Source organism: Psychrobacter coccoides (assembly GCF_017498085.1).
GTDB lineage: Bacteria > Pseudomonadota > Gammaproteobacteria > Pseudomonadales > Moraxellaceae > Psychrobacter > Psychrobacter coccoides.
Map to the genome: position 1 here is coordinate 45216 of NZ_JAGBKM010000013.1, position 26765 is coordinate 71980.

General features: G+C 46.4%; 20 protein-coding genes. 7 read left to right on the forward strand and 13 right to left on the reverse strand.

Annotation, left to right across the window (positions count from 1 at the left end):
- Nucleotides 1-4: 4 nt before the first annotated feature.
- The 13 genes from nuoK to rplU form a co-directional block, all read right to left on the reverse strand.
- A complete protein-coding gene (gene nuoK / locus J3492_RS08135) occupies nt 5-313 on the reverse strand; it encodes an NADH-quinone oxidoreductase subunit NuoK (RefSeq protein ID WP_207991516.1) in 309 nt (102 codons plus the stop codon).
- A gap of 98 nt (nt 314-411) precedes the next feature.
- Nucleotides 412-1158 (reverse strand): NADH-quinone oxidoreductase subunit J, encoded by a 747-nt coding sequence (gene nuoJ / locus J3492_RS08140; protein ID WP_207991413.1) that lies wholly within the window; start codon nt 1156-1158, stop codon nt 412-414.
- Nucleotides 1155-1703, reverse strand: a complete 549-nt coding sequence (nuoI, locus tag J3492_RS08145) for an NADH-quinone oxidoreductase subunit NuoI (protein ID WP_207991415.1) — start codon at nt 1701-1703, stop codon at nt 1155-1157. Before nuoI ends, nuoJ begins: the two co-directional genes overlap by 4 nt.
- Before the next feature lie 24 nt (nt 1704-1727).
- Nucleotides 1728-2714: an NADH-quinone oxidoreductase subunit NuoH gene (gene nuoH / locus J3492_RS08150; protein WP_207991518.1), complete on the reverse strand. Its 987-nt coding sequence runs from the start codon at nt 2712-2714 to the stop codon at nt 1728-1730.
- Between the two features lie 49 nt (nt 2715-2763).
- On the reverse strand, nt 2764-5835 hold the full coding sequence (gene nuoG / locus J3492_RS08155) for an NADH-quinone oxidoreductase subunit NuoG (protein WP_207991417.1): 3072 nt from the start codon (nt 5833-5835) through the stop codon (nt 2764-2766).
- A 10-nt stretch (nt 5836-5845) separates the two neighbouring features.
- Nucleotides 5846-7270, reverse strand: coding sequence for an NADH-quinone oxidoreductase subunit NuoF (gene nuoF, locus J3492_RS08160; RefSeq protein ID WP_207991419.1), 1425 nt, complete (start codon nt 7268-7270; stop codon nt 5846-5848).
- Nucleotides 7267-7776 carry an NADH-quinone oxidoreductase subunit NuoE gene (gene nuoE / locus J3492_RS08165; protein WP_207991421.1) on the reverse strand — a complete coding sequence of 170 codons (510 nt, stop codon included), beginning with the start codon at nt 7774-7776 and terminating at the stop codon, nt 7267-7269. Before nuoE ends, nuoF begins: the two co-directional genes overlap by 4 nt.
- Nucleotides 7777-7922: 146 nt before the next feature.
- Nucleotides 7923-9698, reverse strand: coding sequence for an NADH-quinone oxidoreductase subunit C/D (gene nuoC, locus J3492_RS08170; protein WP_207991423.1), 1776 nt, complete (start codon nt 9696-9698; stop codon nt 7923-7925).
- 68 nt (nt 9699-9766) lie between these two features.
- Nucleotides 9767-10435: a NuoB/complex I 20 kDa subunit family protein gene (locus tag J3492_RS08175; RefSeq protein ID WP_207991425.1), complete on the reverse strand. Its 669-nt coding sequence runs from the start codon at nt 10433-10435 to the stop codon at nt 9767-9769.
- Nucleotides 10436-10543: 108 nt separating this feature from the next.
- Nucleotides 10544-11170 (reverse strand): NADH-quinone oxidoreductase subunit A, encoded by a 627-nt coding sequence (gene ndhC, locus J3492_RS08180; protein ID WP_207991432.1) that lies wholly within the window; start codon nt 11168-11170, stop codon nt 10544-10546.
- A 616-nt stretch (nt 11171-11786) separates the two neighbouring features.
- On the reverse strand, nt 11787-12485 hold the full coding sequence (lolA, locus tag J3492_RS08185; RefSeq protein WP_207991441.1) for an outer membrane lipoprotein periplasmic chaperone LolA: 699 nt from the start codon (nt 12483-12485) through the stop codon (nt 11787-11789).
- 366 nt (nt 12486-12851) lie between these two features.
- Nucleotides 12852-13109, reverse strand: a complete 258-nt coding sequence (rpmA, locus tag J3492_RS08190; RefSeq protein WP_207991448.1) for a 50S ribosomal protein L27 — start codon at nt 13107-13109, stop codon at nt 12852-12854.
- Between the two features lie 93 nt (nt 13110-13202).
- The gene (gene rplU / locus J3492_RS08195; protein WP_207991450.1) at nt 13203-13514 is read right to left on the reverse strand and encodes a 50S ribosomal protein L21; all 312 of its coding nucleotides are present in this window, start codon (nt 13512-13514) and stop codon (nt 13203-13205) included.
- Between the two features lie 453 nt (nt 13515-13967).
- On the opposite strand from rplU, the gene J3492_RS08200 reads away from it, so the two are divergent.
- The 7 genes from J3492_RS08200 (at nt 13968) to J3492_RS08230 (ending at nt 26706) form a co-directional block, all read left to right on the forward strand.
- Nucleotides 13968-14990: a polyprenyl synthetase family protein gene (locus J3492_RS08200; RefSeq protein WP_207991452.1), complete on the forward strand. Its 1023-nt coding sequence runs from the start codon at nt 13968-13970 to the stop codon at nt 14988-14990.
- A 384-nt stretch (nt 14991-15374) separates the two neighbouring features.
- Nucleotides 15375-16760, forward strand: a complete 1386-nt coding sequence (locus tag J3492_RS08205) for an efflux RND transporter periplasmic adaptor subunit (RefSeq protein ID WP_207991455.1) — start codon at nt 15375-15377, stop codon at nt 16758-16760.
- A gap of 35 nt (nt 16761-16795) precedes the next feature.
- Nucleotides 16796-20023, forward strand: a complete 3228-nt coding sequence (locus tag J3492_RS08210) for an efflux RND transporter permease subunit (RefSeq protein ID WP_207991457.1) — start codon at nt 16796-16798, stop codon at nt 20021-20023.
- Nucleotides 20020-21804: an efflux transporter outer membrane subunit gene (locus J3492_RS08215; protein ID WP_243453174.1), complete on the forward strand. Its 1785-nt coding sequence runs from the start codon at nt 20020-20022 to the stop codon at nt 21802-21804. Before J3492_RS08210 ends, J3492_RS08215 begins: the two co-directional genes overlap by 4 nt.
- Nucleotides 21805-21979: 175 nt before the next feature.
- On the forward strand, nt 21980-22987 hold the full coding sequence (hemB, locus tag J3492_RS08220; protein WP_207991459.1) for a porphobilinogen synthase: 1008 nt from the start codon (nt 21980-21982) through the stop codon (nt 22985-22987).
- Nucleotides 22988-23206: 219 nt separating this feature from the next.
- Complete coding sequence (locus tag J3492_RS08225; RefSeq protein ID WP_207991467.1) at nt 23207-25240, forward strand: UvrD-helicase domain-containing protein; 2034 nt, start codon at nt 23207-23209, stop codon at nt 25238-25240.
- A gap of 62 nt (nt 25241-25302) precedes the next feature.
- Nucleotides 25303-26706: a magnesium transporter gene (locus J3492_RS08230; protein ID WP_207991469.1), complete on the forward strand. Its 1404-nt coding sequence runs from the start codon at nt 25303-25305 to the stop codon at nt 26704-26706.
- The last annotated feature ends 59 nt before the right edge of the window (nt 26707-26765 follow it).

The following is a 26765-nucleotide window of genomic DNA, read 5'->3' on the forward strand; positions in this document are numbered from 1 at the left end:
GGCATCATCCTTTCATCTCATTGGCGCTATCGACATCAAGATGCCCACGCTTATGATAAAACTGCAATAATATAGCCAAACCAATGGCGGCTTCAGCAGCGGCTAAGGTCAAGATAAAGATAAACATGACTTGCCCATCTGGGTCGACCCAGCGACTGCCTGCCACTACGAACGCCAGTGCTGCTGCATTCATCATGATCTCAAGACTCATGAGCATGAATAAAAAATTGCGCCTGACCATGACGCCACACAAACCAATGGCAAATAAAATACCCGCCAATATCAGTCCGTGACTTATAGGTATCACGCCCAATACACTCTGTGCCTCAGCGGCCGGCTGTACTAAACCTGCAACCTCATGGGCAAACGGCACATTTGACACCTCTTGTGCCCCACTTGCTGCTAATACCATCAGTCTGACTCCTTGCGCACAGCTCGTTGTACGCCTACCTGCATCCCGACATAGTCATGCGGATCCACATCTTTATCTTGGTATGGCTCTACTTTATCCAAAGTACTGCCGACCTCAGTACCACTGGTATGGCTGTCATCTCTGCCTATGCTCACAACGTTTGGATGAAAGTCTTGTGTATTGTCCGTGCTATTGATACCGGGCTCATCCGTGTCAACATATTCATCTTTAGACTCTTTGCCCAAATGATAAGCAGCAACCAGTGCTGCCAGCAGTAACAATGCAGCCACTTCTACTAACAGTACATATTTGGTAAACAACACAGTACCCACGGCCTTAGCAGGTATGGTCGTACCGCCAATAGTGGCAGCTGGATCATGATTGAGACCAATCATCGCATACAGCACAGCAGCAATAATAAGTGTCAGTCCTGTCGGTACGGCCCATGTTTTTGCATCAAGCCAACGTTCCTCACGGCTATCATTGGTCATACCTAAGTTGAGCATCATAATGACGAAAACGAAGAGCACCATAATAGCGCCGGCATATACCACAATCTCAAGCGCACCCGCAAAAGGTGCACCCAACACAAAAAATATGCCTGATATCGCCAACAGCGAGACAATCATCGACAAAATAGCATGCACGGGATTGGCATGGATAATCACTCGCAAACTGGCAAAGATAGCCACAGCGGCCAGTGCATAAAATCCTGCCAAATCTGGACTATTTAAGATAGTCATCATGGTAGCAAGCTCCTTAGATCAACAGGCTCAGCTTCATTCTGCGCTGCCCCTTTTGGTTTATCTGCTACCGCCATGCCAGTCACACGATAGTAGTTATAATCAGGATACTTACCAGGTCCTGAGATTAGCAGATGCTCTTTTTCATAAACCAAGTCTTGGCGCACATATTCGCCCAGCTCAAAATCAGGCGTCATTTGAATGGCAGTAGTCGGACACGCCTCTTCACACATCCCACAAAAGATGCAGCGAGAGAAGTTGATACGGAAAAACTCTGGATACCAGCGTCCATCTTCACGCTCCGCTTTTTGTAACGAAATACAGCCCACTGGACATGCCACTGCACATAGGTTGCAAGCAACGCAGCGTTCATCACCATCAGGATCACGGGTGAGCACAATACGTCCACGAAACCGTGGCGGCACTGGCACCGGCTCTTCAGGATAAAGAATCGTATCTCTAGGACGTATAGCATGGCTATTGACCATCCACATACTACGAACAATGGTAAACATACCAATGATCGTCTTTTTTATTGTAGCTAACATGAGGTTATCCTTATCAGCATTGCTTTAGCTCATCAGCAAAATTACCGCTGCGGTAACCAGCAGATTAATTAGGGTCACCGGTAGGCAAACCTTCCAGCCAAAGTTCATCACTTGATCATAGCGAGGACGCATAAGCGAGCCACGAGCCAAAATGAACAGCGTCATAAAAAACAGCGTCTTAATCATGAACCAAAAAGCTGGCGGAATAAACGGAATATTCAAATTAAAGGGAGCAAGCCAGCCACCAAAGAACAAGCAAGTCATCAGGGCCGAGATTAAGACCACGTTGACATATTCTCCAATAAAGAACATACCAAATTTCATGCCAGAATATTCGACATGATAACCCTCAGCAAGTTCTTGCTCTGCTTCTGGCTGGTCAAATGGGTGTCTGTGCGTCACGGCCACCCCTGCCACGACAAAGGTCAAAAACCCAAAAAACTGCGGGATGATATACCAACCATCCGCCTGCGCCTCGACGATGGCACGCAGATTAAAAGATCCGGTCAAAGCGACCACACCCATCAATGACAATCCCAAAAACACTTCGTAACTGATGGTTTGGGCTGCCGAGCGCAGCCCACCGAGTAAGGAGAACTTGTTTGCCGATGCCCAGCCACCGAATAGCACAGCATAGACAGCGATACCCGCCATAGCAAAGAAAAACAGAATGCCAATGTCCCAATCCGCCACCCCAAGCGTTGGTGACACTGGAATAATCGCAAACGATGCTAACGCCGTAAACATTGCCACTGCAGGCGCAAGCACGAAGATAAACTTATCGGTAAATTTTGGTGTCCAATCTTCTTTGAAGAAGATTTTTAGCATATCTGCTACCAACTGCAAAGAGCCAAAAGGACCGACACGGTTTGGACCATATCGATCTTGCCACAATGCCAGCATGCGGCGCTCATAGACAATCATCAGTGCCGCCACAATAACCACGACTAAAAATATGACAACCGCCTGAACCACCATAAATAATATGGACCAAGTCTCATAAGTCATCATCCCAGTCAAAAAACTTGGCACATCGGGAATAACACGGGTAAATGACATATTACATCTCCTGCGTATTGATCGGCGCGCTGGTCGCACGATTGGCAGTATCGGTGCTTAATGATGCTGAATCTTCAGCCATAGCACCCGTCATGTTCATTGGTGCATCAACCTTACGTACCGAAGCTGGCATCGATGGATGGACGATGCTGACCTGACCTACTGGATAGCCAATGCAGCCTTCGGCCAGATAGTGCACTATCTGCACGGGTAACGTGATTTGCTGCTTATCAATCTCTATTGCCAAATAATCACCTTCACTCACATTCCAGTCTTGCGCATCATCAATACCAATGCGCCATGTAGCCTCTGGTAACTGACTTGCGACTCTTGGACTACGTGATACCATCATTGAGCTGGCATAAATATTGTAGATAGGAACCAGCTTGGCTTGACCCTTGTCGATATTCGTCGTCGTGCTAGACACGACCTCTGGGGCCACGTATTGACGAGCTGCTAAACGCTCTAGTTGATCAAATAAGCGCACCCCAGGATCGCCACCTTTTAGGCTACCGCCGACTTTATCCTGATATTTATTCCATGCCTGCGGTGAGTTCCAGCCTGCTGCATTGGCAAATGGAATCATGGCGCTTTGAGTCTGCTTACCACTGTAGCCTTCCATCGAGAAGGTCAAACCTGTATCCAAGTCTTTAGGCTGCATCGGCTCATGAACAGATATTGGCGCACGCATAGCGGTACGGCCCGAGTAACGACGTGGCTGACGAGCAATCTTAAGGCCAGTAATGCGATAATCAGCATCGGGCGCCGCATCTTTTATCCCTGCAAGCTTGGGGTGGGTGGCTACCAAGCTATTGATCACATCATCAAGCTGTGTCCAGTCGACTTCCCTACCCTCAATACTACTATGCACCGCATGGAGCCAGCGCCAGCCTTCTTTGATGCTGCTCATTGGATGATAGTAGTTGTTGTCATATACTTGGAAAAAACGCTGAGCACGACCTTCAGCCGAGACCAAGGTGCCATCAGCTTCAGCAAAGCTTGCCGCTGGCAGTACAATATCGACGTCCTTATGCCAGTCAAGCAACTGATGATCTAATGCAATGACTGTTTTATCCATCAATAAATGGGTAAGCTTATCAGCATCTATTGCATCAGTGAGCTGGTTTTCAGCGACGATGACCACATCAAACTCGGTTGCGAGCAGCTCTTCTACTGACTGGCCACCAAGCATACAGACCCCCATACTGTTGGCATCAGGGACCGTTAAGTAGATGCCTGCTTGCGCCTGATAGCTTTTATTCACTTCTTTAAGCTCAAGCTTATCTGCAGGCTCACGATTAATATCGTCTTGTGCGTCTTTATCAGTGCCTGTATTAGGTTTTTCTGGTTTGGCGTCGAGCTCTTTATCTTCTTCAGGCTGATCATCAGCGGCAACGGCTTGGGCCTGCGTGGCCTGAACCTTGGCGTTGTGTTCGTCCACTTGCTGCTGCTCAGTTGCTTTGATATCGGCACGTTTTTGCGTGAGTACTTGAGTAATCTGCGCTGCTGCCTCTATCAAGGCGGTAGAAGACAAGCCACTACCTGAAATGACAAGCGGCTTATCCGCTTGAATCAAGTCGTAAGCGATTTGTTGAGCCAATGCTTGCATCGCATCCATTTCACTGTCTGCTTGTGGCTCTGATATTTGTGTCAAATCATCGCTTAAGCTTGCAATCTCATCAGCCACTTTAAAGCCAAGTGTAGTGATATCTTCAGGTGTTGCCACCACACTCACCTTACTGATATCCTCTAATTTGGTTTGAGTAACATCGATGACATACACCGGACTGAGCGCCTCTTGAGCGATACGTTTGACAGGTTCGGCTAGCCACGGTTGCGTTTGCAATGCCGCTGCCATCTTAAAGCCTTTGTTTTTTGCTGATTGGCGTACTGATAACGCCAAACGTGGTGAAGTCTGTGTGATATCCTCGCCCAGTATCAGTACCGCATCATGACTCTCGACGTCCGTCATACTAGGATTGTAAATACCTTCAGTGCTCAGCACCTCGATGCATTTATTGACCAAGGCTTGCTGCTGATGATTCAGACCTGTTGAGAACTGATCAAAGCCGACCAGATTTTTTAGAGCAAAGTTAGTCTCTAAGCTGGCTCTTGGAGAGCCGATACCAATGACTTTTTTATCTTGGATACGCTTGATGGTCTCATCTAAAGCATAATCAATATTGATTTTGACATGCTTATCATTGATACGCTCCAGCGCTTGTGTTGGTCGATCAGAGCGGTTGACATAACCATAACCAAAGCGACCACGATCACATAAGAAGTAACGATTAACCTCTCCGTTATAGCGATTTTCGATACGGCGCAGCTCGCCATAGCGCTCCCCTGGCGAAGTGTTGCAGCCGGCCGAACAGCCCTGACAAATACTAGGCGCATACTGCATGTCCCACTTACGGTTATAGCGCTCAGAGTGGGTTTGATCGGTAAACACCCCTGTTGGGCATACTTCGGTTAGGTTACCTGAAAACTCGCTTTCTAACTGACCGTCTTTATCACGGCCAAAGTAGACACGGTTATTGGAGGCATACACACCCAAGTCTTCACCACCGGCATAATCCTTATAAAAGCGCACACAGCGATAACAAGCAATACAGCGGTTCATTTCATGAGCGATGAATGGCCCAAGATCTTGGTTGTGGTGCGTACGTTTGGTAAAGCGGTAGCGACGACGATTATGACCAGACATATAGGTCATGTCCTGCAGATGACAATGGCCACCTTCTTCACAAGTTGGACAATCATGCGGATGGTTGGTCATCAATAGCTCGACCATCGACTTACGAAATGCCTTTGCTTCCTCATCAGTGACTGAGATATACATGTCGTCGCCAGGAGCGACCATACATGACATCACCAAGCGACCACGGCCTGCTTCCATATCCTCGAGGTTTTGATACTGCTTAACTGCACACTGACGACAAGACCCAACTGAGCCTAACGCTGGATGATAACAAAAATACGGGACATCTATACCAAGCGACAAACATGCCTGTAGCAAATTATCTGCGCTATCTACTTCGACAGTGGTCCCATCAATATGTATGACTGCCATGCCGCTCTCCTTATTTCACTACTGGCCGCTGATTGGCTGCCGCTTCAATAACCTCTTCGCCAATCGCCTGAGTGATCTTTGCATCGAACTCAGGACGGAAGTATTTAATCGCACTCATAAGCGGCTCCATGGCACCAGGGGCATGGGCACAGAAGGTCTTGCCAATCCACAAATCACGAGTGAGTCCTTCCAGCTTTTCTACATCACCTATCTGACCTTCTCCATCATTAATGGCGGTCAATAACTTGACACCCCAAGGCAGTCCATCTCGGCACGGCGTACAAAAACCACACGACTCACGCTGAAAGAAAATCTCAAGATTACGCAGTAGCGGCACCATATCTTGCGTTTCATCAACGACCATGATAAGCCCTGTCCCCATACGGCTACCAGCCTTTTGAATGCTATCAAAGTCCATAACAACGTCCAGATGATCAGGGGTCAAAAAGTCTGTTGAAGCGCCGCCCGGCAGCCAAGCCTTTAGTTTTTTGCCATCTTTCATGCCGCCTGCCAGCTCTTCAATGATTTCACGAGCCGTGTATCCGAAGGGCAACTCCCACAATCCAGGATCATTGACCAGTCCTGAACAACCAAACAGCTTGGTACCTGGAGTTTCACTTTTACCTTTTATTTGAGACAGTGACTGATACCAATCTACGCCATGATTTAAGATGGCAGGCATATTAGATAACGTTTCAACGTTGTTGACCACGGTTGGTCTGCCCCATGCCCCAGAGATCTGTGGAAATGGTGGTTTGGTACGAGGGTTGGCACGGCGACCTTCCAAGCAGTTAATAAGGGCTGTTTCTTCACCACAAATGTAACGTCCAGCGCCTGTATGCACATGCAGATGAAAACTAAAGTCTGAGCCCAGTATATTGTCGCCCATCAAGTTGTTTGCCAGACATTCTTCAATGGCAGCAACCAAGCGCTCAGCCGCTAAAATATACTCGCCGCGGATAAAGATATATCCATCAGTAGCGCCGATTGCATGAGCAGTGATGAGCATGCCTTCAATCAGCTGAAATGGCAAACGCTCCATCAGCAGCCGGTCTTTAAAGGTCCCAGGCTCCATCTCATCTGCGTTACAGATAAGATAGCGTGGCAGACCATCTGGTGGCGACATAAAAGACCATTTTAGTCCCGCGTTAAAGCCTGCACCACCACGGCCTCTGACGTTGGCGGCTTTGATCATACCTTCTACATCTTTTGGCGCTTTAGACAGAGCTTCTTTTAAACCCGTAAAGCCTTGTAGAGACTGATATGTGGCCAAATCGAGCACCGCATCATGATGCGCCAAACGCCATGTCAGCGGTTTTGTTTCGCTAGTGGCAGTTGTTTTATCACCATAAATAGGCGTGCGCTGTTCATTCAGCTGACTGGGTGCCTTACCTTGATTACGGCGAGCAATCTGCTCAGAAATCGTTAAACTCATTCGTATAGCTCCAATAACTGTGCGACCTCAGAAGGCTGAACAGGGCCATAAGTGTCTTCGTCTATCAGCACTGCCGGACCCTTGTCACAATTACCTAAACAGCAAATCGGCAATAGTGTAAAACGACCATCTGTCGTTGTCTGACCGTATTCGATGCCTAGCTGTGACCGTATTTCGGCAGATAACGCCTCATACCCTGTCAAATAACAGGCCACCGAGTCACATATCAAAATGACATGCCGCCCGACAGGCTGCCGATAAATACGGTTAAAAAAAGTGGCAACCCCGTCGATATCTGTGACTGGTATATCTAAGATATTTGCAATGGCATTGACTTGTGCGTCATCAACCCAGCCATTACGTTTTTGGACGATTTTTAGGGCATCCAATGAGGCAGCGCGCGCCTGCGGGTAGTGCTGTACAAACTCATGAATAGCCGTGATTTCAGCAGCAGTTAGGATGCTTGCCACATCTACTTTTGGCGCTTTATCGGAAACAATTTTCATAGTCTTTTTTCTTTCCTCACTCATCACGTAGCCGGATATTGCTATGTTTAGACCGGTACTACGATTTGGTGTGCCAGTTGGCGCTTACATTTAAATTTACTCATTTTACCTTTTAGATCGTCACACACCCAATCATGACCAACATATTAGCGATCACAATCAGCCATTACGATGTCAATTGACGCCAGATACATGATGGCATCAGATACCAGCGAGCCATTGATGACCGACGGCATCTGCTGCAAATGGGCAAAAGTAGGCGTACGAATGCGAGTACGATAGCTCATCGTGGCTCGATCTGAGGTGATATAGTAACTATTGATGCCTTTGGTGGCCTCTACCATCGTTGAGCACTCACCTGCTGGCATGACAGGCCCCCAAGATACCGATATAAAGTGATTAATCAGCGTTTCGATATCATTTAAAGTACGGTCTTTGGGCGGTGGCACAGCGAGCGGATGATCCGCTTTATAAGGCCCTTGCGGCATATGATCCATACACTGACGAATGATACGCATGGATTGGCGCATCTCTTCGATTTTGATCATACAGCGATCATAAGCATCACCGTTGTGCCCGATAGGCACTTCAAAATCAAAATTCTCATAACCCATATAAGGACGCGCTTTTCGCAGGTCAAAATCGACACCTGTCGCCCGCAGTCCTGCGCCCGTCACACCCCACGCCAATGCTTGCTTGGCATCGTATTGGGCAACATTTTGGCTGCGACCCTTTAGCACACTGTTTTGCAACGCTGCTTTGACATACTCATCCAAACGCTTCGGCATCCATTCCAAAAACTCACGTACCAAACGCTGCCAACCACGGGGCAGGTCTGCTGCCGTCCCACCAATACGGAACCAGGCAGGGTGCATACGATAACCTGTTACCGCCTCGATCACGTCATAGGCTTTTTGACGATCCGTAAACATATAAAACACCGGTGTCATACCACCAGCATCTTGGATAAACGTACCGACATACAGTAAATTATTGGTAATACGGAAAAACTCACTCATCATGATTCGGATGGTCTGAGCCCGATCAGGGACCGTGATGCCAGCCAGCTTCTCAACTGACATGATATACGGCAGCTCATTCATGACACCGCCAAGATAATCAATACGGTCGGTATATGGGATAAAAGAATGCCAAGTCTGACGCTCGGCCATTTTTTCTGCACCGCGGTGGTGATAGCCGATATCTGGAATACAGTCTATGACCTCTTCGCCGTCGAGCTGCAATACCAGACGAAAGGCACCGTGAGCTGAGGGGTGGTTAGGACCGATATTCAAAAACATAAAGTCTTCGTCACGGCCAGAGCGCTTCATACCCCACTCTTCAGGGATAAAACGCAGATTTTCTTGCTCATACTGCTGTTTGGCTGTGTTTAAGAAGTAAGGGGTAAACTCAGTTGCCCGAGCGTGATATTCTTTACGTAGCGGGTGACCTTCCCAATATTTGGGCAATAAAATACGAGTCAGATGAGGATGCCCTTCAAAAACAATCCCAAACATATCCCAGACTTCACGCTCATACCAGTTGGCATTGGGCCATATTTTGGTCGCACTCGCGATATTAAGATCTTCTTCACTTAACGCCACTTTGATGCGCACATCACTATTACGCTCAAGTGACATCAAATGATAAAAAATGGTAAAGTCACTATTTGGCAGACCTTGGCGATGCTTACGTAAGCGCTCATCTATCGCAGACAGATCATAGAGCATCACATAAGGTTTTGGCAGTTTGCGCAGAAACAACAAAATATCTAACAAGTCAGCACGTGCCACCCAAACAGTCGGAATCTCATCGACGGTCTGCTGTACCACGAACTTTCCAGCATACTTATGTTCCAGCTCTCTAATAACTGCTGGCACAGGCTTGATCTTAGGATCTTTGTTTTTGACTACCGTGACCATGAATGATGTATTCCTTCATTAATCATAACTAAACTAGGATGGTGGTTTTAATCACTCATCGACAAACACTAAATGCTATCTGGGCTACGTAAGTTTTTCACCGCAATACGATCAGCTTGCTTACGGTCACGTTCAGGCGTCATCTGGGGTTGATAAATGCCTTGATCATTGACATGAATACCTAACGGACGACGCTCTTTAGTGATGGACTCTTGCAGTAACATCAAACCTTGAATCAGGGCCTCTGGACGTGGTGGACAACCTGGTACATACACGTCCACTGGAATGATTTTATCCACGCCTTGAACCACTGAATAAATATCATACATACCACCAGAGTTGGCACAAGCACCCATAGAGATGACCCATTTAGGCTCAAGCATTTGTTCATAAAGACGCTGAATCACAGGAGCCATTTTTACAAAGCAGGTTCCTGCGACGATCATGACATCTGCCTGACGGGGCGACGCTCGAATCACCTCAGCACCAAAACGCGATAAATCATGGACGGCAGTCAAGGTCGTCGCATACTCGACATAGCAACAAGAAGTACCAAAGTTAAATGGCCATAATGAGTGTTTGCGACCCCAGTTAGCCGTTGAATGAACCAACTCTTCTAGACGACCCATAAAGACGTTTTTATTCACTTCATCTTCAATCGGGTCATTTACAGTTTGGCGAGTTTGTGCAGGATATTGCTCTGCCTCTGGATCAGCTTTGGTCAATGTGTATTTCATAACATGCAACCTTTATATATAGCGCAGCGTAGTGAGTCTGTCTTTTTAGCCAATAAAATAATAAAACCAAGACAGCACCCTTGTATCAAAAATCATCAAGTACCTTTATTACTGGTGCTTAGAGCTGTCATGGTTTTCAGATATAGAAAAATCCACAGAAGTAATATTACCTGTGGTATTTATATGATCGATATTCTTTAAGTGTTGGCGATTCTCTTCAATACTATTTGAGACGTTAATTTGTCCGGAAGATTGAGCAGGTACTTTACCGGTAGGGTCAACCACAAGCTCCTCGACACCGTCAAACTTGGTGATATCTGCTAAATTAAAGCCAATAGGTGCCGTTTGTAATCGAGGCTTTTTACGGCGTTTATCAGCAGGCGCCCAGTTCATAGCACCCAAGCTTAGCTCGTATATCAAGCCGATAATTAAGACCGTAATAAACACGGCAGCCGCTGCAAAGCCGAGCCAACTGGCCTCTCGAACCGACACTGCATAAGCATATAAATAGAGTGCTTCTAGATCGAAAATCACAAAGAAAATCGCCACCAAATAGAATTTTGCAGACAAGCGAATGCGGGCGTTGCCAGCTCCGACAACACCCGCTTCAAATACCTCTTCTTTTTGTAAGCCTTTTGAGCGTCCGCCGAGTAAGCGCGGAACGACGAGCATAAATACAACCAAGCCGAGCGCTGCTAAAATAAATGCAACTGCTGACCAATCAAAAGCAGACATGATAATACGTGCTCCTCACCCAATCGAGTGTCATAAGTAGTGCCATCATTATGATCTAACTAAAATCTACTTAGCGCATAATGACATGACCGTACCTGACGCAGACGAAAACACAGGTTGACTGTGCTGGTAATGACCAATTATCAAGATTATTGACAAGAGTAAAACGGCAGCAACCGTAAAGTATATTTTATGCGTAAGCAAGATAACATGTACTGCAATACACGAGTAATGGCTATCTATGGGTTATGGCTAACGCAAATAGAAGCTGGCCGTCGAACCTATTTGACTAAAAGTTGACTCAAACGTAAGACAAACTTATTAAATCAATATCATATATACACATTTAATTGATTTAATAACTCATGGCACGTAGTCAATAATAGCGTGACAACTGGCATAAACTGTTTGCCTACTATACGCTCATAGATAGTCAAAATCCAGTTTGTTACTGCATTGAATAGTCATTTTATATGCTACAAATTATGTATTTTGAAATAATATCTATGACGCAGCGCTTTTGATGCTAGCCTAAAGCTGCACAAACCAGTTTTAGGCTTGTGCAGCTTTAGTGTTAGAGGTCGTACACCATTTAGTTGTTACCACACGTTCGTGATTATTGATTGATCACATCAACCCCTGCCGGTGGTGTAAATTTAAACTGACTGCTGCTTATACTTGGATTCATTTTGATGTTATTAAACTTAATAGATGTGGTTTGACCCAAAGTATCATTTAACACCATCATAACCGGCTTACCCCCATTAAAGCTCATAGACAAACTCTTAAAGCTGGCACTGTCTGATTTGGGATAGAGCACATAGTAGTTTTTATTACTGTAAGGTTGCGTGATTTTAAAGTTTTTATCAATTTTATTGGGATCGCCCGATAGCAGTAAAGCAGGAGTGTTACCGACTTGCGCATCGACTCCTTGCTTAGTCGCTTGCTCTAAGTCTTTATCATATATCCACATTGAGTTGCCGTTGGCGACAATCAACTGCTCAGAGGGTGATTTGGTTTCCCAACGAAAGTTGTTTGGACGTTGTACGCTCATCGAACCCTGAAAAGTACCACTTCGAGCGCCCTTGGTGGTCTGAGTAAAATCAGCTGTCATGCTTTTGGTGTTGTCCAGCAGCTTGTTTAAGCGCTTAGCAGCCACTAAGTTGTCCGCAGGTGCTGCCGTTGCTGATTGCGTCAACGCCACCATCGGCGCTGCCACACCAAGTGAGCCCATCAATATCCCTGTTAGAGCACCGCTCATCACTTTTTGTTTCAGGGTGGGCTGTTTAGAAACTTGCTTGGTCAATAAAGTCATAATAACTCCTCTCTCAAAATGCAGAACAGCATAAGATAAAATGTTTTAGATAAATTGTTGTATTCAATAAGTGCTTATTTCTCAAATATGACGCTCATGTCATTAGACATTGAAAACAGTGTGCCAGTTTTTTTATTACACGCCTAGTCATGAATTGCAATCATTGCTACGCCTGCCATACACACTTGTAAGCCATTGCGTTACATCATTCTAAATACCTATACTTGTCCAGAACCGGATTAGCAAAAAAAACCCCTACTACCTTCTGGTAATAGGGATCTTTTATTTATGTCAGTATCTGGTGTCTTATTTGAACCATAAACAATGGTCTTGATTATAAACATCCAGACTTATTAAAAGCGACAATTACTCGCTTTCAACAGACACATAACGACGGTTAAATTTACCTTTGGTATCAAACTTTACCACACCGTCATTAAGGGCAAATAGAGTATGGTCACGGCCCATACCTACGCCTTCGCCTGCGTGGAATTCTGTACCACGTTGACGAACGATGATGTTACCAGCTGTGATTGCTTGGCCACCAAATATTTTTACGCCAAGCATTTTTGGGTTTGAATCACGACCGTTACGTGTCGAGCCGGCAGCTTTTTTATGTGCCATGGATATATCTCCTTGTTAATGTGACTTATCGCTACTGCGATAACTCTTAAGCTTTTAAAGCATTACTTATCAGTAAGCACTCACTATTGATAATTAAGCGTTAATCGCTTTGATTTTTAACAAGGTGTACCATTGGCGGTGACCTTGCTCTTTGTGGTAATGCTTACGACGTTTGTGTTTGATGATACGGATTTTTTCACCGCGACCATGCTCAACCACTTCAACTTCTACGTTTGCACCTTCAACGACTGGCTGACCGACTTTGACATTGTCACCATCAACGACCATCAACACGTCTTCAAATTTAATCGTTTCGCCTTTCTCTGCTTTTAACAATTCAACTTTTAAAAGCTCATCGACGACTACACGGTGCTGTTTACCACCACTTTTAATTACTGCGTACATTGTCTGACTCCGTTTAACCCGTGTGCCGTGGCTGATATAATACCAACACTTCGACGACGAACACGACAGGGAAAAATTAAAGGCAAGATTTTACGGCTTTTTGCTCATAAAAGCAAGCCGCTCTTCTTGTTTTTTTAAGGTGGTGATCGTACCTAATTACTAGCCCATATGTACTTTACTAGCCCATATGTACTGACACTTGCAATACGGTGGGCTTGAGGACATATAACTCTAAGCAGTTCTAAAAACTACTTTTGCCACACGTCGATCATAGACCCAATTGTGGCTAGAGCCATTATAGCTTATATAATCAGCAACTTACAACATACCGCTGCTGTCTGCCAAACTTTATTCACCGATTTGTCAACTCAGCTATGCTACTATAAGCACATTGTCAGTCTCATAGCAGACGACTATCCTTGTTTTTTCTTTTTATTAATACGATTATTCACTATGACCACTTCTTTAGCAAACGCATCTCCCTCTCCTGTATCCGTGCCAAGCTATGCGGATATACAAAGCATCGTCGCTGATGACTTTGAGATTATGGACAAGCAAGTTTTTGGTAGCCTTAACTCCAAAGTGCAACTGGTAATGAGTGTCTCCCAGCATGTGATTAATGCTGGTGGCAAACGCATGCGCCCGCTCATCACGCTGTTGTGTGCACGCATGTTTGATGATAACCCTTCAGAAAAAGCCATGCACTTAGCAGCAATTACAGAGATGCTGCACACGGCCACATTGGTACATGATGATGTGATTGATGAGTCAGGTCAGCGCCGTGGCAAGCCTACAGCAAACGCCACTTGGGATAATGCTACCGCCGTACTGGTCGGTGACTATTTGATTGCTCGTGCCTTTAATCTACTGGTCGGCTTTCAAAGTTTGCCACTACTCCAGGTATTTTCAGATGGGACCTGTGATATCGCTGAAGGCGAGGTGCTGCAATTACAGCATCAGCACAACCCTGCCGCAACAGAAGCAGATTATCTCAATATTATTGATGGCAAAACTTCACGACTGTTTATGATGGCCACTCAAGGCGCTGCTATCTTGCAAGACAAAACAGAGTATATGCAAGCATTAGGCGATTTCGGTCAGCATTTTGGTAATGCCTTTCAGATTATAGATGACGTCCTCGACTACAGTGGCGATAGCGAGCTGATGGGCAAAAACCTCGGCGACGATCTTGCTGAAGGCAAACCGACCCTACCCACGATCAAAGCGCTTGAGCTCTTAAAAGACACGGATCAAAAAGGCTATCAGCAGCTAAGAGTAGCCGTACAAACCGGCAAAACACCAAACGCTGAACAATTGATTGCACTGGTACGAGACTCAGGGTCGCTAGAGTATTGCAAAAAACGCGCCTTAGAAGAAACCGCTTTAGCGCAGCAAGCGTTAAAAACGTTGCCTGATAATCGCTACCGTCAAGGCCTCTATCAGCTTACCGAGCTTGCTAGCGCACGTTTGTTGTAGTTCATTACCATTGATCTGATGTATGCTCAATATGGCAGCGTCTATATTTGGGTGTTGCCAAAGCGCTGGTTTTGTGTCCAGTGGTTTTTTTGAGCTTATCCGCACTAATTATAAGTAAAACATTGATAAAGCAACCAATATAACAAAAAGTAACAATTTTTAAGAATAGCAATCACCACGAGTGTAAACACCTTTGATTTGTTGTCTAACCTATATCAGCTATGCGCTTTCTGGCTTTTATAAAACACAAACGCAAGCTTTATGATTAAGGCACGTATTTTCGTGCTTGACTGTGGGGTATACCCTATAGTTTATAATATTTGATTAAGTTTATTGAGCCAAACCTTTACTTATACCGCATTTATATAATTAACGAGGACATTGATGAAGCACTCTTATCTTGCGCTTGTAATAGCATCTGTACTATCTGGAGCTGTACTGGTTGGCTGTGACAAAAACGATGGCGCCGCTGAGCAAGCACAGCAGCAGATGCCTCCTGCCGTCGTCAATGTCCAGACCGTGACCTTTGATACTGTCCCGCAAGTACAGACTTTCTCTGGACGTACTGCCGCTTATCAAACGGCAGATGTCCGCCCACAGGTAAACGGGGTTATTGAAGAGATTCTGTTCCGTGAAGGCAGCAACGTCAAAAAAAATCAGCCGCTTTATCGCATCAACACTGACAACTATACTTCCTCGGTGGCTAGTGGTGAGGCAGCTGTACAGCAAGCAAAGGCCAATTATCAAACGGCTCTAGCCAATAATGCCAATGCCAAAGCTGAGTTGGCCAGTCGTCAAGCGTCACTGGCACAAGCACAAAACGACTTGCAGCGTCTTCAAGGGCTTGTCGATATTGATGCCATCTCCAAGCAGCAATACGACCAAGCACAGACTCAAGTACGTACGGCACAAGCGGCTGTTCAAAGTGCACAGGCAGCAGTTGGTCAAACCCAAGCAGGTATCGAAAGTTCAAAAGCCAATATTCAGGCCGCTCAAGCCAACTTGAATGCCAGCGCCCTTAACCTTAATCGTACTATCGTACGTGCTCCTCTTACCGGTCGTAGTGGTCGCTCAAGCGTGACCGCTGGTACCCTTGTTAGCTCAGGTCAACCTGAGCCTTTGGTGACCATCTCACGCTTAGACCCTATGTATGTCGATATTAGCCAATCTTCATCTGAGCTATTAAAACTGCGTCAGCAAATCGCTGCAGGCAAAGCCCAAGCTGGTATGAATAGTGTTGAGCTGGTATTAGAAGATGGTTCGGTGTATCCCGTACGTGGTCAGCTGGCTCTATCTGAAGCCAGAGTAGATGAGTCAACGGGCGCTGTGACTTTGCGTGCTGTATTTCCTAATAAAAACAATGTGTTATTGCCGGGCATGTATGTCTCTGCTCGCCTGATACAAAGCGTGATCACAAACGCCGCTTTAGTACCACAAAGCGCAGTGATGCGTACCCCTAAAGGTGGGACGGAAGTCTATATCGTCGATGCAGACAATAAGATTCAAGTGCGTCCTGTCACTATCGATGGTACTTATGATGGACAGTGGGTCGTTACTGACGGTCTAGAGTCAGGAGATAAAGTGGTGGTGATTGGCGGCTCCAAGGTCAAACCTGAACAAGAGGTGGTCGTCAAACCACTAGAAGAGTCAAGCCCTGCGCCATCCCCTCAAGGTGAGCCTACGGCAAAAACACCACAGCAAGCTGCTGAAGCTGTAGATGCATCCGATGATGATACTGCTGAGCAACCTGCCCAAGCCGCCACCAACTAATTCCATTCAAAGATAGGAAGACTTAGGGATATACTATGTCACGTTTTTTTATTGATCGCCCTATTTTTGCATGGGTATTGGCTATTTTAGTCATGCTCGTCGGGGTGATATCGGTTATTAACTTACCGATTGAGCAGTACCCACGCATCGCACCACCAACTGTTTCAGTCAGTGCCAGCTATCCTGGTGCTAACGCCCAAACCGTTGAGAACTCAGTAGTACAGATTATTGAACAACGTATGAAAGGTCTTGATGGCCTGATGTATATGTCATCATCAAGCTCCTCAAGCGGTAGCGCCTCTGTCACTTTGACCTTTGAAAACGGTACAGATCCGGATACTGCGCAAGTACAGGTCCAAAACAAGCTACAAGCTGCCATGAGCTCTCTACCTGAATCCGTTCAGCGTCAGGGGGTTAACGTCAACAAATCCTCCAGCAGCTTCTTGATGGTGCAAGGTTTTATCTCTGAAGATGGCAGTATGGATCGGCAAGATATCGCTGATTATGTCAACTCAAACGTCGTCGACCCACTTAGCCGTGTCGAAGGTGTGGGAGAGGTCCAAGTCTTCGGCTCTTCATATGCCATGCGTATTTGGCTTGATCCGGCGCTTCTACGTAGCTACAACTTGGTACCGTCAGACATCGTCAACGCTGTGCGTGCACAAAACGCACAAGTCTCAGCAGGTCAGTTAGGCCAAGCGCCTGCGGATACCGATCAGCAGGTCATTAACGCTACGGTTACGGTTCAAAGCTACTTAGAAACACCTGAAGAATTTGAAAACATACTGTTAAAAACCGACACCTCTGGTGCTCAAGTGCGCTTAGGCGATGTCGCAGATGTTGAGATCGGTAGTGAAAACTATAGCGTTATCTCTCTATATAATGGTCAAGAGGCCGCAGGTCTGGGTATCTCGCTGGCCGGTGGCGCCAACGCCTTAGAGACTCGTGAAGCTGTCGGTGCACGTATGGCTGAGCTTGAGGCGAACTTCCCAGCAGGGCTGACGTCAGTCGTTCCCTATGACACCACGCCTTTTGTACGCTTGTCTATCGAGCAAGTGGTCATGACGCTGATTGAAGCGATTATTCTGGTGTTTATCGTCATGTTCATTTTCTTACAGAACTGGCGTGCAACCATCATTCCGACGCTTGCTGTACCAGTTGTCTTACTTGGTACCTTTGCCGTGCTCTATGTGGCAGGTTTTAGTATCAACGTATTGACCATGTTTGCTATGGTACTCTCTATCGGTCTCTTAGTAGATGATGCCATCGTCGTGGTAGAAAACGTCGAGCGTATCTTGGAAGAAAACCCTGATATCTCTATCAAGGATGCCACCATTCAATCGATGGGTGAGATCAGTAAGATCGTTATTGGTATTGCTTTGATTCTGTCAGCAGTATTCGTACCGATGGCTTTCTTCGGTGGTTCAACTGGGGTGATTTATCGTCAGTTCTCCATCACCTTGATTACCGCTATGGTATTCTCAGCCTTGGTCGCCCTTATCTTTACCCCTGCCCTTTGTGTGACGTTACTCAAGCGTAGTAAAAGTCATGAAAAAGGCAATACTGAAGACCAAAAAGGGTTTTTTGGTTGGTTTAACCGGATGTTCTTTAAGCTGAGCCGCTCCTACGAAAACACGGTAGGCAAGAGCTTTCGCTTTAAATGGTTATATCTGCTTGGCTATGCTGCAATTATTGCTGTCATGGCGGTGGTCTTTTTACGCATTCCTGGTTCGTTTTTACCAGAGGAAGATCAGGGTATTATGTTTACCTTGGTACAGCTTCCAGCGGGTGCGACACTCGATGAAACCCAAGATGTACTTGATAAAGTCAGTGACTACTATGACACTCAAGAAGAAGACAACATCGCTTCCGTGTTCACTATCGCAGGCTTTAGTTTCTCTGGTAGTGGTCAAAACATGGGACTGGCCTTCGTTCGTTTAACCGACTGGGATAACCGCCCTGGTGAGGAAAACACAGCGCAAGCAGTAGCTGATCGCGCCATGGGCTACTTCTTTACTCAGCTTAATGAAGCACAGGTATATGCCATCGTACCACCAGCAATTACCGAGCTTGGTAACGCCAGTGGTTTTGACTTGATGATTCAAGACGTGGGTAACCTTGGACATGAGGGCTTACTTGAAGCGCGCAATATGCTGCTGGGTATGTCAGCGCAAAACGAGAAGGTCGACGGTGTACGCCCGAACGGCCAAGAAGATGCGCCACAATTAAAAGTAAATATCAACCAAGAGCAAGCTGCCGCTTACGGGCTATCGATGGGCAGTATTAATAGTGTCATCTCGACGGCATGGGGCTCTAGCTATATTAATGACTTCATCGATCGTGGCCGTATCAAGCGTGTGTTTGTGCAAGGCGAGCCAAGCAGCCGTACTAACCCTGAAGATATTGGAAAATGGTACGTGCGTAATGACATTGGTGAGATGATCTCATTTGATGCTTTCTCTAGTAGTGAATGGCAATCAGGCTCTCCACGTCTGACTCGTTATAACAGCTTGCCCTCTATGAATATTCAAGGTAATGCTGCACCAGGACTGAGTACCGGTGAGGCCATAGAAGCAATGGAGGCGATGATTCAAGAGCTTCCTGAAGGAGTCGGTTTTGAATGGACCGGTCTATCACTTGAAGAGCAAAAGTCAGGGGCACAAGCACCTATGCTTTATGCTTTGTCAATCTTAGTGGTATTCTTGTGTCTGGCAGCCTTGTATGAAAGTTGGTCCGTGCCCTTCTCGGTACTACTGGTGATTCCACTTGGGGTCTTAGGGGCAGTGATATTTACTTGGCTACGAGGCTTTGAAAACGACATTTACTTGCAAGTAGGTCTGCTGACAGTCGTCGGTCTATCAGCCAAAAACGCCATTCTAATTATTGAGTTTGCTAAAGAACACCAAGAGGAAGGCTATAGCCTCAAAGAAGCAGTCATGACAGCGGCAAGACAGCGTTTGCGCCCTATTATCATGACCTCACTTGCCTTTGGTCTTGGTGTTGTGCCATTATTCATAGCGACTGGCGCAGGCTCAGGCAGTCAAAACGCCATTGGTACCAGTGTCGTTGGTGGTGTCATTACCGCCACCTTCTTAGGTATCTTCTTTATTCCTATGTTCTTTATTTGGGTGCGTAGTATGTTCCCTTATGACTATGAGAACAATAAAAAAGATGGCGGAGATGATAATGGTACGCCCGGTCCGAAAGACCCAACACCACCTGAGAGCTATCAGCCTGTAAGTCTTGGAGATAATACACAATGAGTTTTCGTTCCATTTTTACCAAAAAGCCAGCGGCAGCAGCCATGACTGCTGCTGATATACTGACCATAAATAGACTACAGGCTGTACCTGCTACGACGCAGGCACAAAAAAACGGCGTCCGTTTGCTTGGATTGACAGTATTAGCCATGAGTATGGCAGCCTGTAATACCATTCCAAAAGCGGACACAGGCCCAGTGCTTGCGGAGCCTAACGTTCCTATCGAGCAATCTTATGGCGCATTTGACAAGGAGACTGTGAGTACTGCTGGTCAACCAAGCCTTGCTGCTCAGCGGTGGCAAAACTTTTATAGCGATGAGCGCCTAAAAGGCTTGATTGCGCTCGGTCTAGAGAATAATAAAGACTTTGAAAGTGCACGCCTTGCGATTGAGAAAGCACGAGCGCAATATCAAATCACTGATATTAATGATCTGCCTACTATTGACGGTCAGGCGGGCTATGCTCGCCGTCGTCAAAATAGCAACACGGGCGATAGCTATAATGTTCAGCTTGGGTTGGCAAATTATGAGCTAGACTTTTGGGGTAAGATTTCTAGCCTAAAAGATCAAGCATTACAGAACTTTTTGGCAACGACTGCGGCAAAAGACTCTACCCAGATCAGCTTGATTAGTAATATTGCGCAAAGCTATGCCAATCTAAGCTATAGCATGGCACAGCTTAAGTTAGCTGAAGCCACGGTTGAGAGTCGTGAGCGCTCGCTATTTATCGCTGATAAGCGCTTTGAGGCAGGGGTTGATCCTAAGTTGCCGTCACTACAAGCAAGTGCAGCGCTCGAAAACGCCAAGCTTGCTGCCCTACGTGCCCAAAGCAGTATTTTGACCTCACGTAATGCGCTGCAATACTTAGTCGGTAGCCCGATTCCTGGAGAGCTGATTCCAGCGCCTGCCGTCAGCAACATCACGACGCATGAAGTATTTAATGCTGGATTACCCAGTGAGCTATTACGTTATCGTCCTGATGTGTTACAGGCTGAGTACAACCTAAAAGCCGCTGGTGCTAATATCGAAGTCGCTCGTGCATCTTACTTTCCGTCTATTAGTCTGGCCAGTAGCGTGGGCGTCAGTAGCGGCAGCTTGGATGACTTGTTTAAAAGCGGCTCGGTTGGTTGGTCCTTTGGTCCTAGCATTAGCGTACCCATCTTCGACGCCGGCCGTTTAGATGCCAACTATGAGGTTGCAAAAATCGAACGGGAGCAGACTCTGGCAAATTATGAGAAGTCTATCCAGACGGCATTCCGTGAAGTGTCTGATGTACTGGCAACACGAGCGACGCTGGGTGAGCAGCTACAAGCTCAGTACCGTTTGCAAGATAACTTTGAGCAGACCTATCAGATCGCTGACGCACGCTTTAAGGCAGGTATTTCAAACTATCTGGATGTGCTCGATGCGCAGCGCTCACTGTTTTCGACGCAACAAGGTATTCTAGACTTAGAGCTACAAAAGATTGTCAGTCAAATTGAGCTATACCAAGCACTCGGTGGCGGTGCCAACCTTGATGTACCACAAGTTATTCCGACACCGCAATATACTAACTTGGCTCAAATCGCAAGCTTGCCTGCCAATAGCGCCAAAGCAAAGGCCGCTTATGCCATCGATTCTGCAAGCTCAGCACGAGTGGTTTCTTCTAAAGAGGCTCAAAACATTAAACAGTCCGAAGCCACCACAAAAGCGACTTTTAAACCTACAGCTACTGTTGATGTCAATGAAGACGGCCAAGCAGATGCTGCTGTTGGCGTGGTCACTAAAGAGGTGACACAGAAGTAAAGCGAAGCTCAGCTGCTTGCGATACCATAGATTATGATATCTAAGAGTAAACGCTATGAGCTAAGGCTTGAAAACAACGCTTAAAAGCTAGATAAATACTGTACAACTGGCCCTACTGTCTTGGTGGGGCTTTTTTGCTTTAAGTCTATTGACTCTAATAAAACAAGGAACCACTATGTCTTATACTTTTAATCGTCAATTTCCTGAGACTCGCCTACGCCGCTTACGTTACAACGATAACGTGCGCAATATGATTCGTGAAGTCGAGTTACATCCCAAACACTTTATTGCCCCAGTCTTTGTATTAGAAGGTGACAACCAACGTCAGCAGATAGCCAGTATGCCTGGGGTTGAGCGCTTATCAATTGATCTACTTATTGATTATGCCAAAGCGTTACTGAATGAAGGCGTGACCACCATTGATATCTTCCCTGTCATCGACAGCGCACTAAAAACACCTGACGGCAAAGCCGCTTATGACGAAAACGGCCTCACTGCTCGGGCCGTAAAAGCCGTTAAAGACGCCGTACCTGAGATGGTAGTCATGACAGATGTGGCGCTCGACCCTTATACCTCACACGGTCAAGACGGCCTACTTGATGACAGCGGTTATGTCGTCAATGATGCCACAGTTGAGGTGTTGGTCAAGCAAGCCCTCGTCCACGCTCGTGCGGGTGCAGATATCATCTCTCCTAGCGATATGATGGATGGTCGTATCAAGGCGATGCGTGATGCTTTTGAAGCTGAAGGCTTTGCCAATACCGCTCTGATGGCCTACTCTGCCAAGTACGCTTCTGCCTATTATGGTCCGTTTCGTGATGCGGTCGGTAGTGCTGGCAACTTAAAAGGCGGCCATAAAAAACAGTACCAAATGGACTTTGGCAATCGTGCAGAAGCACTGCATGAAGTGGCAATGGACATCAATGAGGGTGCCGATATGGTGATGATCAAGCCTGGGCAGCCCTACTTGGACCTGATCCGTGAGGTCAAAAACACTTTTGGTGTGCCAACATTCGCTTATCAGGTCTCTGGTGAATATGCCATGCATATGGCTGCCATTCAAAATGGCTGGCTCACTGATGCGGTCATTTTAGAGTCCTTGATTGGCTTTCGCCGTGCCGGCGCTGATGGCATCTTGACTTATTTTGCGCTTGAAGCAGCAAGACAGTTAAATAACGCCTAATCCGCTTAAGCCTTCATAACGATTGTTTAATGCGTATAACGATTTTTTAGTGCGTCAATAGGCCCAGCTCTATTGGCGCACTTTACTTCTTTTCCAAAACCGCTATTTATGCTTTATAATAGCTCACCTGATTTTAGTGCTTGTCTCACATATCTATCGCATTTTATTACTAAAATTGGGGCACTACCTTCCTATCGCTTTTGCTCTACAGGTCCTATTATGAGTCAACTTAATCCTAGACAACAAGAGGCCATGCTCTACGTATCAGGGCCGCTACTGGTACTCGCAGGTGCAGGCTCTGGTAAGACTTCGGTGATCACCCGTAAGATCGCCTATCTCATCGAAGAGTGCAACATGCCAGCCGAGCGTATCACTGCCGTGACCTTTACCAATAAAGCGGCGCGCGAGATGAAAGCTAGGGTCGGTAAACTACTGCCTAGTGAAAAAACACGTGGGTTGACGGTCTCTACCTTTCATCAGTTTGGCTTACAGTTTTTACGTTATGAGCTGATTCATACGCCGCTCAAAGGCAACTTTTCTATCATGGATAGTGATGATAGTAAGCGCCTGCTTATGGAGCTGATGATGCGTGACAATCTGTCTGGCGCTGAGAGCCGAGAGCTGGTGGGTAAAGCCATTAAGATGATATCGGATTGGAAAAATGATCTGATTGAACCTGATCAGGCGATGGAGACGTTAGACGATCCAGAAGATATGATATTTGCCACTTTATATGCTTTATATGAGCGTAATTTACGTGCTTATAATGCTGTCGATTTTGATGATCTTATCGTCCTACCAACGAAGATTTTGCGTGAAAACAGCGAGCTGCGTGATAAGTGGCAAAACCGCATTCGCTATCTATTGGTCGATGAATATCAGGACACCAATACCGCACAATATGAGATGATTAAGTACTTGGTCGGGCCGCAAGGGCGCTTTACTGTCGTTGGTGATGACGATCAGTCTATCTATGCGTGGCGTGGTGCCAAGCCTGAAAATATGGCACTGCTCAAAGAGGACTTCCCTAAGCTTAAAATCGTCATGCTGGAGCAAAACTACCGCTCAACCACTCGGATTTTGACCTCAGCGAACGCCGTTATTACCAATAACGAGCATTTATTTGAAAAAAAGCTGTGGTCGGATAAAGGCCAAGGCGAAAAAATCCGCATCATCAACTGCCGTAATGATGATGATGAATCTGAACGAGTAGCAAAGGAGATCGTCACTCACAAGCTGCGTTTTGGTAACGAGTGGGAACAATACGCCGTGCTCTATCGCAGTAACTTTCAAGCACGAATGCTTGAGGCCCAGCTGCGTCAGCTACAAGTACCCTATAAGCTCTCTGGCGGCCAGTCCTTCTTTGCTCGTAGTGAAATTAAAGATATTATGGGCTACCTGCGCCTTATATTGAACCCTGAAGATGACAGTGCGTTTTTGCGTATCATTAATACGCCCAAACGTGGCATGGGTCCGGCTACTTTAGAAAAACTAGGATTGTTTTCACAAGAGCACAGCATTTCACTACTTGCCTCCTGTACTCATGGTGGCCTGTCTCATGTGTTGCCAAATAAGGCTTATGGTACGCTTAAAGAATTTGGCGACTTTATTGAACACTACACTCGTGAGCTCGACCAGCACCCTGACCCTGTACCTATCGTTCGCCAAATGATTGACGAGACCGGTTATATTGACTTTGTACGTAGCGACGCCAAAACACCGCAGCAAGAAAAGAACCGTATCGATAATATCGAGATGCTTTATACCAGTATTCAATCGCTGATCAACCGTGCAGAAGAAGACGAAGATCGTACGATTGATACCATCATTCGTAAGCTGGTGTTGCTCGATATGCTGGAGCAGCAGCAGGAAGAAGAAAACACCAATAAGGTGAACTTGATGACCTTGCACGCTGCCAAAGGTTTGGAGTTTGATTACGTGTATATCATGGGTTTAGAAGAAGAGCTGCTACCCCATCGTAACTCCATCATGAGTGAGACGATAGAAGAAGAGCGCCGCTTGATGTATGTGGGTATTACCCGTGCCCGTCGTGAGCTGACGTTGACACTTGCCACCCAGCGCCGGGCGGGTGGACAAATGCGAGTGACCTCAGAGTCACGGTTTTTAGATGAGCTACCAGAAGATCATATCGACTGGCCAGCGAAAGCCAAAAAGAAAAAGGCGACTAAAAACCCCGAAGCCGTTGCCGATGAATATTTAGCTAATATCAGAGCACTATTGGGTAATCGTTAATAGATGACTTTACTCCCTGCTTTACTTAGAGCATTCTTTATCACACTAAATTTGGAAACCTTATGTCTGCTTCCCCGCCCAGTGTAGAACAGCCGCCTAAAGTGCAGACAGAATACAATCCAGCAGAGTATAGTGCTGAAGATAAACTGATTTATCTGCAGACGCTGGTGGCTGAGCACGACACACCCGTGATGGCTGACTTTTTGGCTGAGCAGTCAGAGTATGAAATCGCCAATCTACTCGAGTCCTTTCCTGGCAATGACAGACGGCTGATTTGGCAGCAAGTGCCTTTAGATATCAAAGGTGAAGTACTTGCTGAGGTTGAAGATGACATTCGCCCCTCCCTCATGGAAAACATGCAAGCGGGCGAGATTGAGACACTGGCAGAGGACCTTGACGCTCGTGACATCGCTGAGATTTTGGATACGGTAGAAGAAGAGGTCCGCAGTGAAGTCATGGCAAACCTTGAAGACGATATTCGTCTTCAAGTCAAGCAGCTGAATACCTATGACGATTGGGAGGTTGGGGACTACATGGACCCCGATACCATTCAGATTCAAGGCAATATCAGCCTTGAGCAGGTACAACACTGGTTACGTAGCGAACCAAATCTGCTCGATGACCAAACCCAAGAGCTTATCGTAGTAGACCAAAGTTATCAGCTCATGGGGCTACTGAGCTTGGTAGACTTGATTAAATATCCACAACAGTCCTTAGTCGAACAGTGGATAGACCCCGCCATCACCATCAATGATCGTATGGATATCCAAGACGCAGCGGCAGTGTTTCGCTCAGCAGATATCAGCTTCGCACCTGTCGTAAACGATTTTGGTGAGTTGGTAGGGCAGCTAAATGCTGAAGATATCATGGAGATTATCCAAGATGATGTCGACAGTACCATGAAGCACTTGGCGGGTGTGAGTGATGATGAAGAGCTGTTTGCGCCGATATTGACCAGTGCCAAAAGTCGTAGCATTTGGCTTGGCATTAACTTATGTACGGCGTTATTGGCGGCAGCGGTCATTGGTCAATTTGAAGCGGTACTGGCAAAGGTCGTGGCGCTGGCGATATTGATGCCAGTGGTGGCAAGTATGGGCGGGATCGCAGGATCACAAACACTGACGGTCGTCATCCGTGGCATGGCCATGGGTCAGATCGGTGGCTCCAACCGCTTGTGGCTGCTTAATAAAGAGCTGTGGGTCGGTGCGATAAACGGTATCATATGGGCGGTCATCATGGCGCTTATCGCACAGCTTTGGTTTCAAGACGCTAAGATCAGTGCGGTGATTGGTTTGGCCATTGCTATCAACATGACAGCTGCTAATGTATCTGGCATTAGTATACCTTTGCTCCTAAAACGTATGAATATCGATCCTGCGCTCTCGGCTTCGGTAATATTGACTACCGTGACTGATATCGTGGGTTTCATGTCCTTCTTGGGACTGGCCAGCGTATTGATCTTATAGGCCTTGTGCCGTAGATAGCATCTAGAAATGATGCCGTACTGCTGGCATGATTTTTTGTA

Coding starts and splice junctions, on each gene's coding strand:
- nuoJ (WP_207991413.1), bottom strand. CDS start 1,158: ATGATGACTATCTTAAATAGTCCAGATTTGGCAGGATTTTATGCACTG.
- nuoI (WP_207991415.1), bottom strand. CDS start 1,703: ATGTTAGCTACAATAAAAAAGACGATCATTGGTATGTTTACCATTGTT.
- nuoH (WP_207991518.1), bottom strand. CDS start 2,714: ATGATGACTTATGAGACTTGGTCCATATTATTTATGGTGGTTCAGGCG.
- nuoG (WP_207991417.1), bottom strand. CDS start 5,835: ATGGCAGTCATACATATTGATGGGACCACTGTCGAAGTAGATAGCGCA.
- nuoF (WP_207991419.1), bottom strand. CDS start 7,270: ATGAGTTTAACGATTTCTGAGCAGATTGCTCGCCGTAATCAAGGTAAG.
- nuoE (WP_207991421.1), bottom strand. CDS start 7,776: ATGAAAATTGTTTCCGATAAAGCGCCAAAAGTAGATGTGGCAAGCATC.
- nuoC (WP_207991423.1), bottom strand. CDS start 9,698: ATGGTCACGGTAGTCAAAAACAAAGATCCTAAGATCAAGCCTGTGCCA.
- J3492_RS08175 (WP_207991425.1), bottom strand. CDS start 10,435: ATGAAATACACATTGACCAAAGCTGATCCAGAGGCAGAGCAATATCCT.
- ndhC (WP_207991432.1), bottom strand. CDS start 11,170: ATGTCTGCTTTTGATTGGTCAGCAGTTGCATTTATTTTAGCAGCGCTC.
- lolA (WP_207991441.1), bottom strand. CDS start 12,485: ATGACTTTATTGACCAAGCAAGTTTCTAAACAGCCCACCCTGAAACAA.
- rpmA (WP_207991448.1), bottom strand. CDS start 13,109: ATGGCACATAAAAAAGCTGCCGGCTCGACACGTAACGGTCGTGATTCA.
- rplU (WP_207991450.1), bottom strand. CDS start 13,514: ATGTACGCAGTAATTAAAAGTGGTGGTAAACAGCACCGTGTAGTCGTC.
- J3492_RS08200 (WP_207991452.1), top strand. CDS start 13,968: ATGACCACTTCTTTAGCAAACGCATCTCCCTCTCCTGTATCCGTGCCA.
- J3492_RS08205 (WP_207991455.1), top strand. CDS start 15,375: ATGAAGCACTCTTATCTTGCGCTTGTAATAGCATCTGTACTATCTGGA.
- J3492_RS08210 (WP_207991457.1), top strand. CDS start 16,796: ATGTCACGTTTTTTTATTGATCGCCCTATTTTTGCATGGGTATTGGCT.
- J3492_RS08215 (WP_243453174.1), top strand. CDS start 20,020: ATGAGTTTTCGTTCCATTTTTACCAAAAAGCCAGCGGCAGCAGCCATG.
- hemB (WP_207991459.1), top strand. CDS start 21,980: ATGTCTTATACTTTTAATCGTCAATTTCCTGAGACTCGCCTACGCCGC.
- J3492_RS08225 (WP_207991467.1), top strand. CDS start 23,207: ATGAGTCAACTTAATCCTAGACAACAAGAGGCCATGCTCTACGTATCA.
- J3492_RS08230 (WP_207991469.1), top strand. CDS start 25,303: ATGTCTGCTTCCCCGCCCAGTGTAGAACAGCCGCCTAAAGTGCAGACA.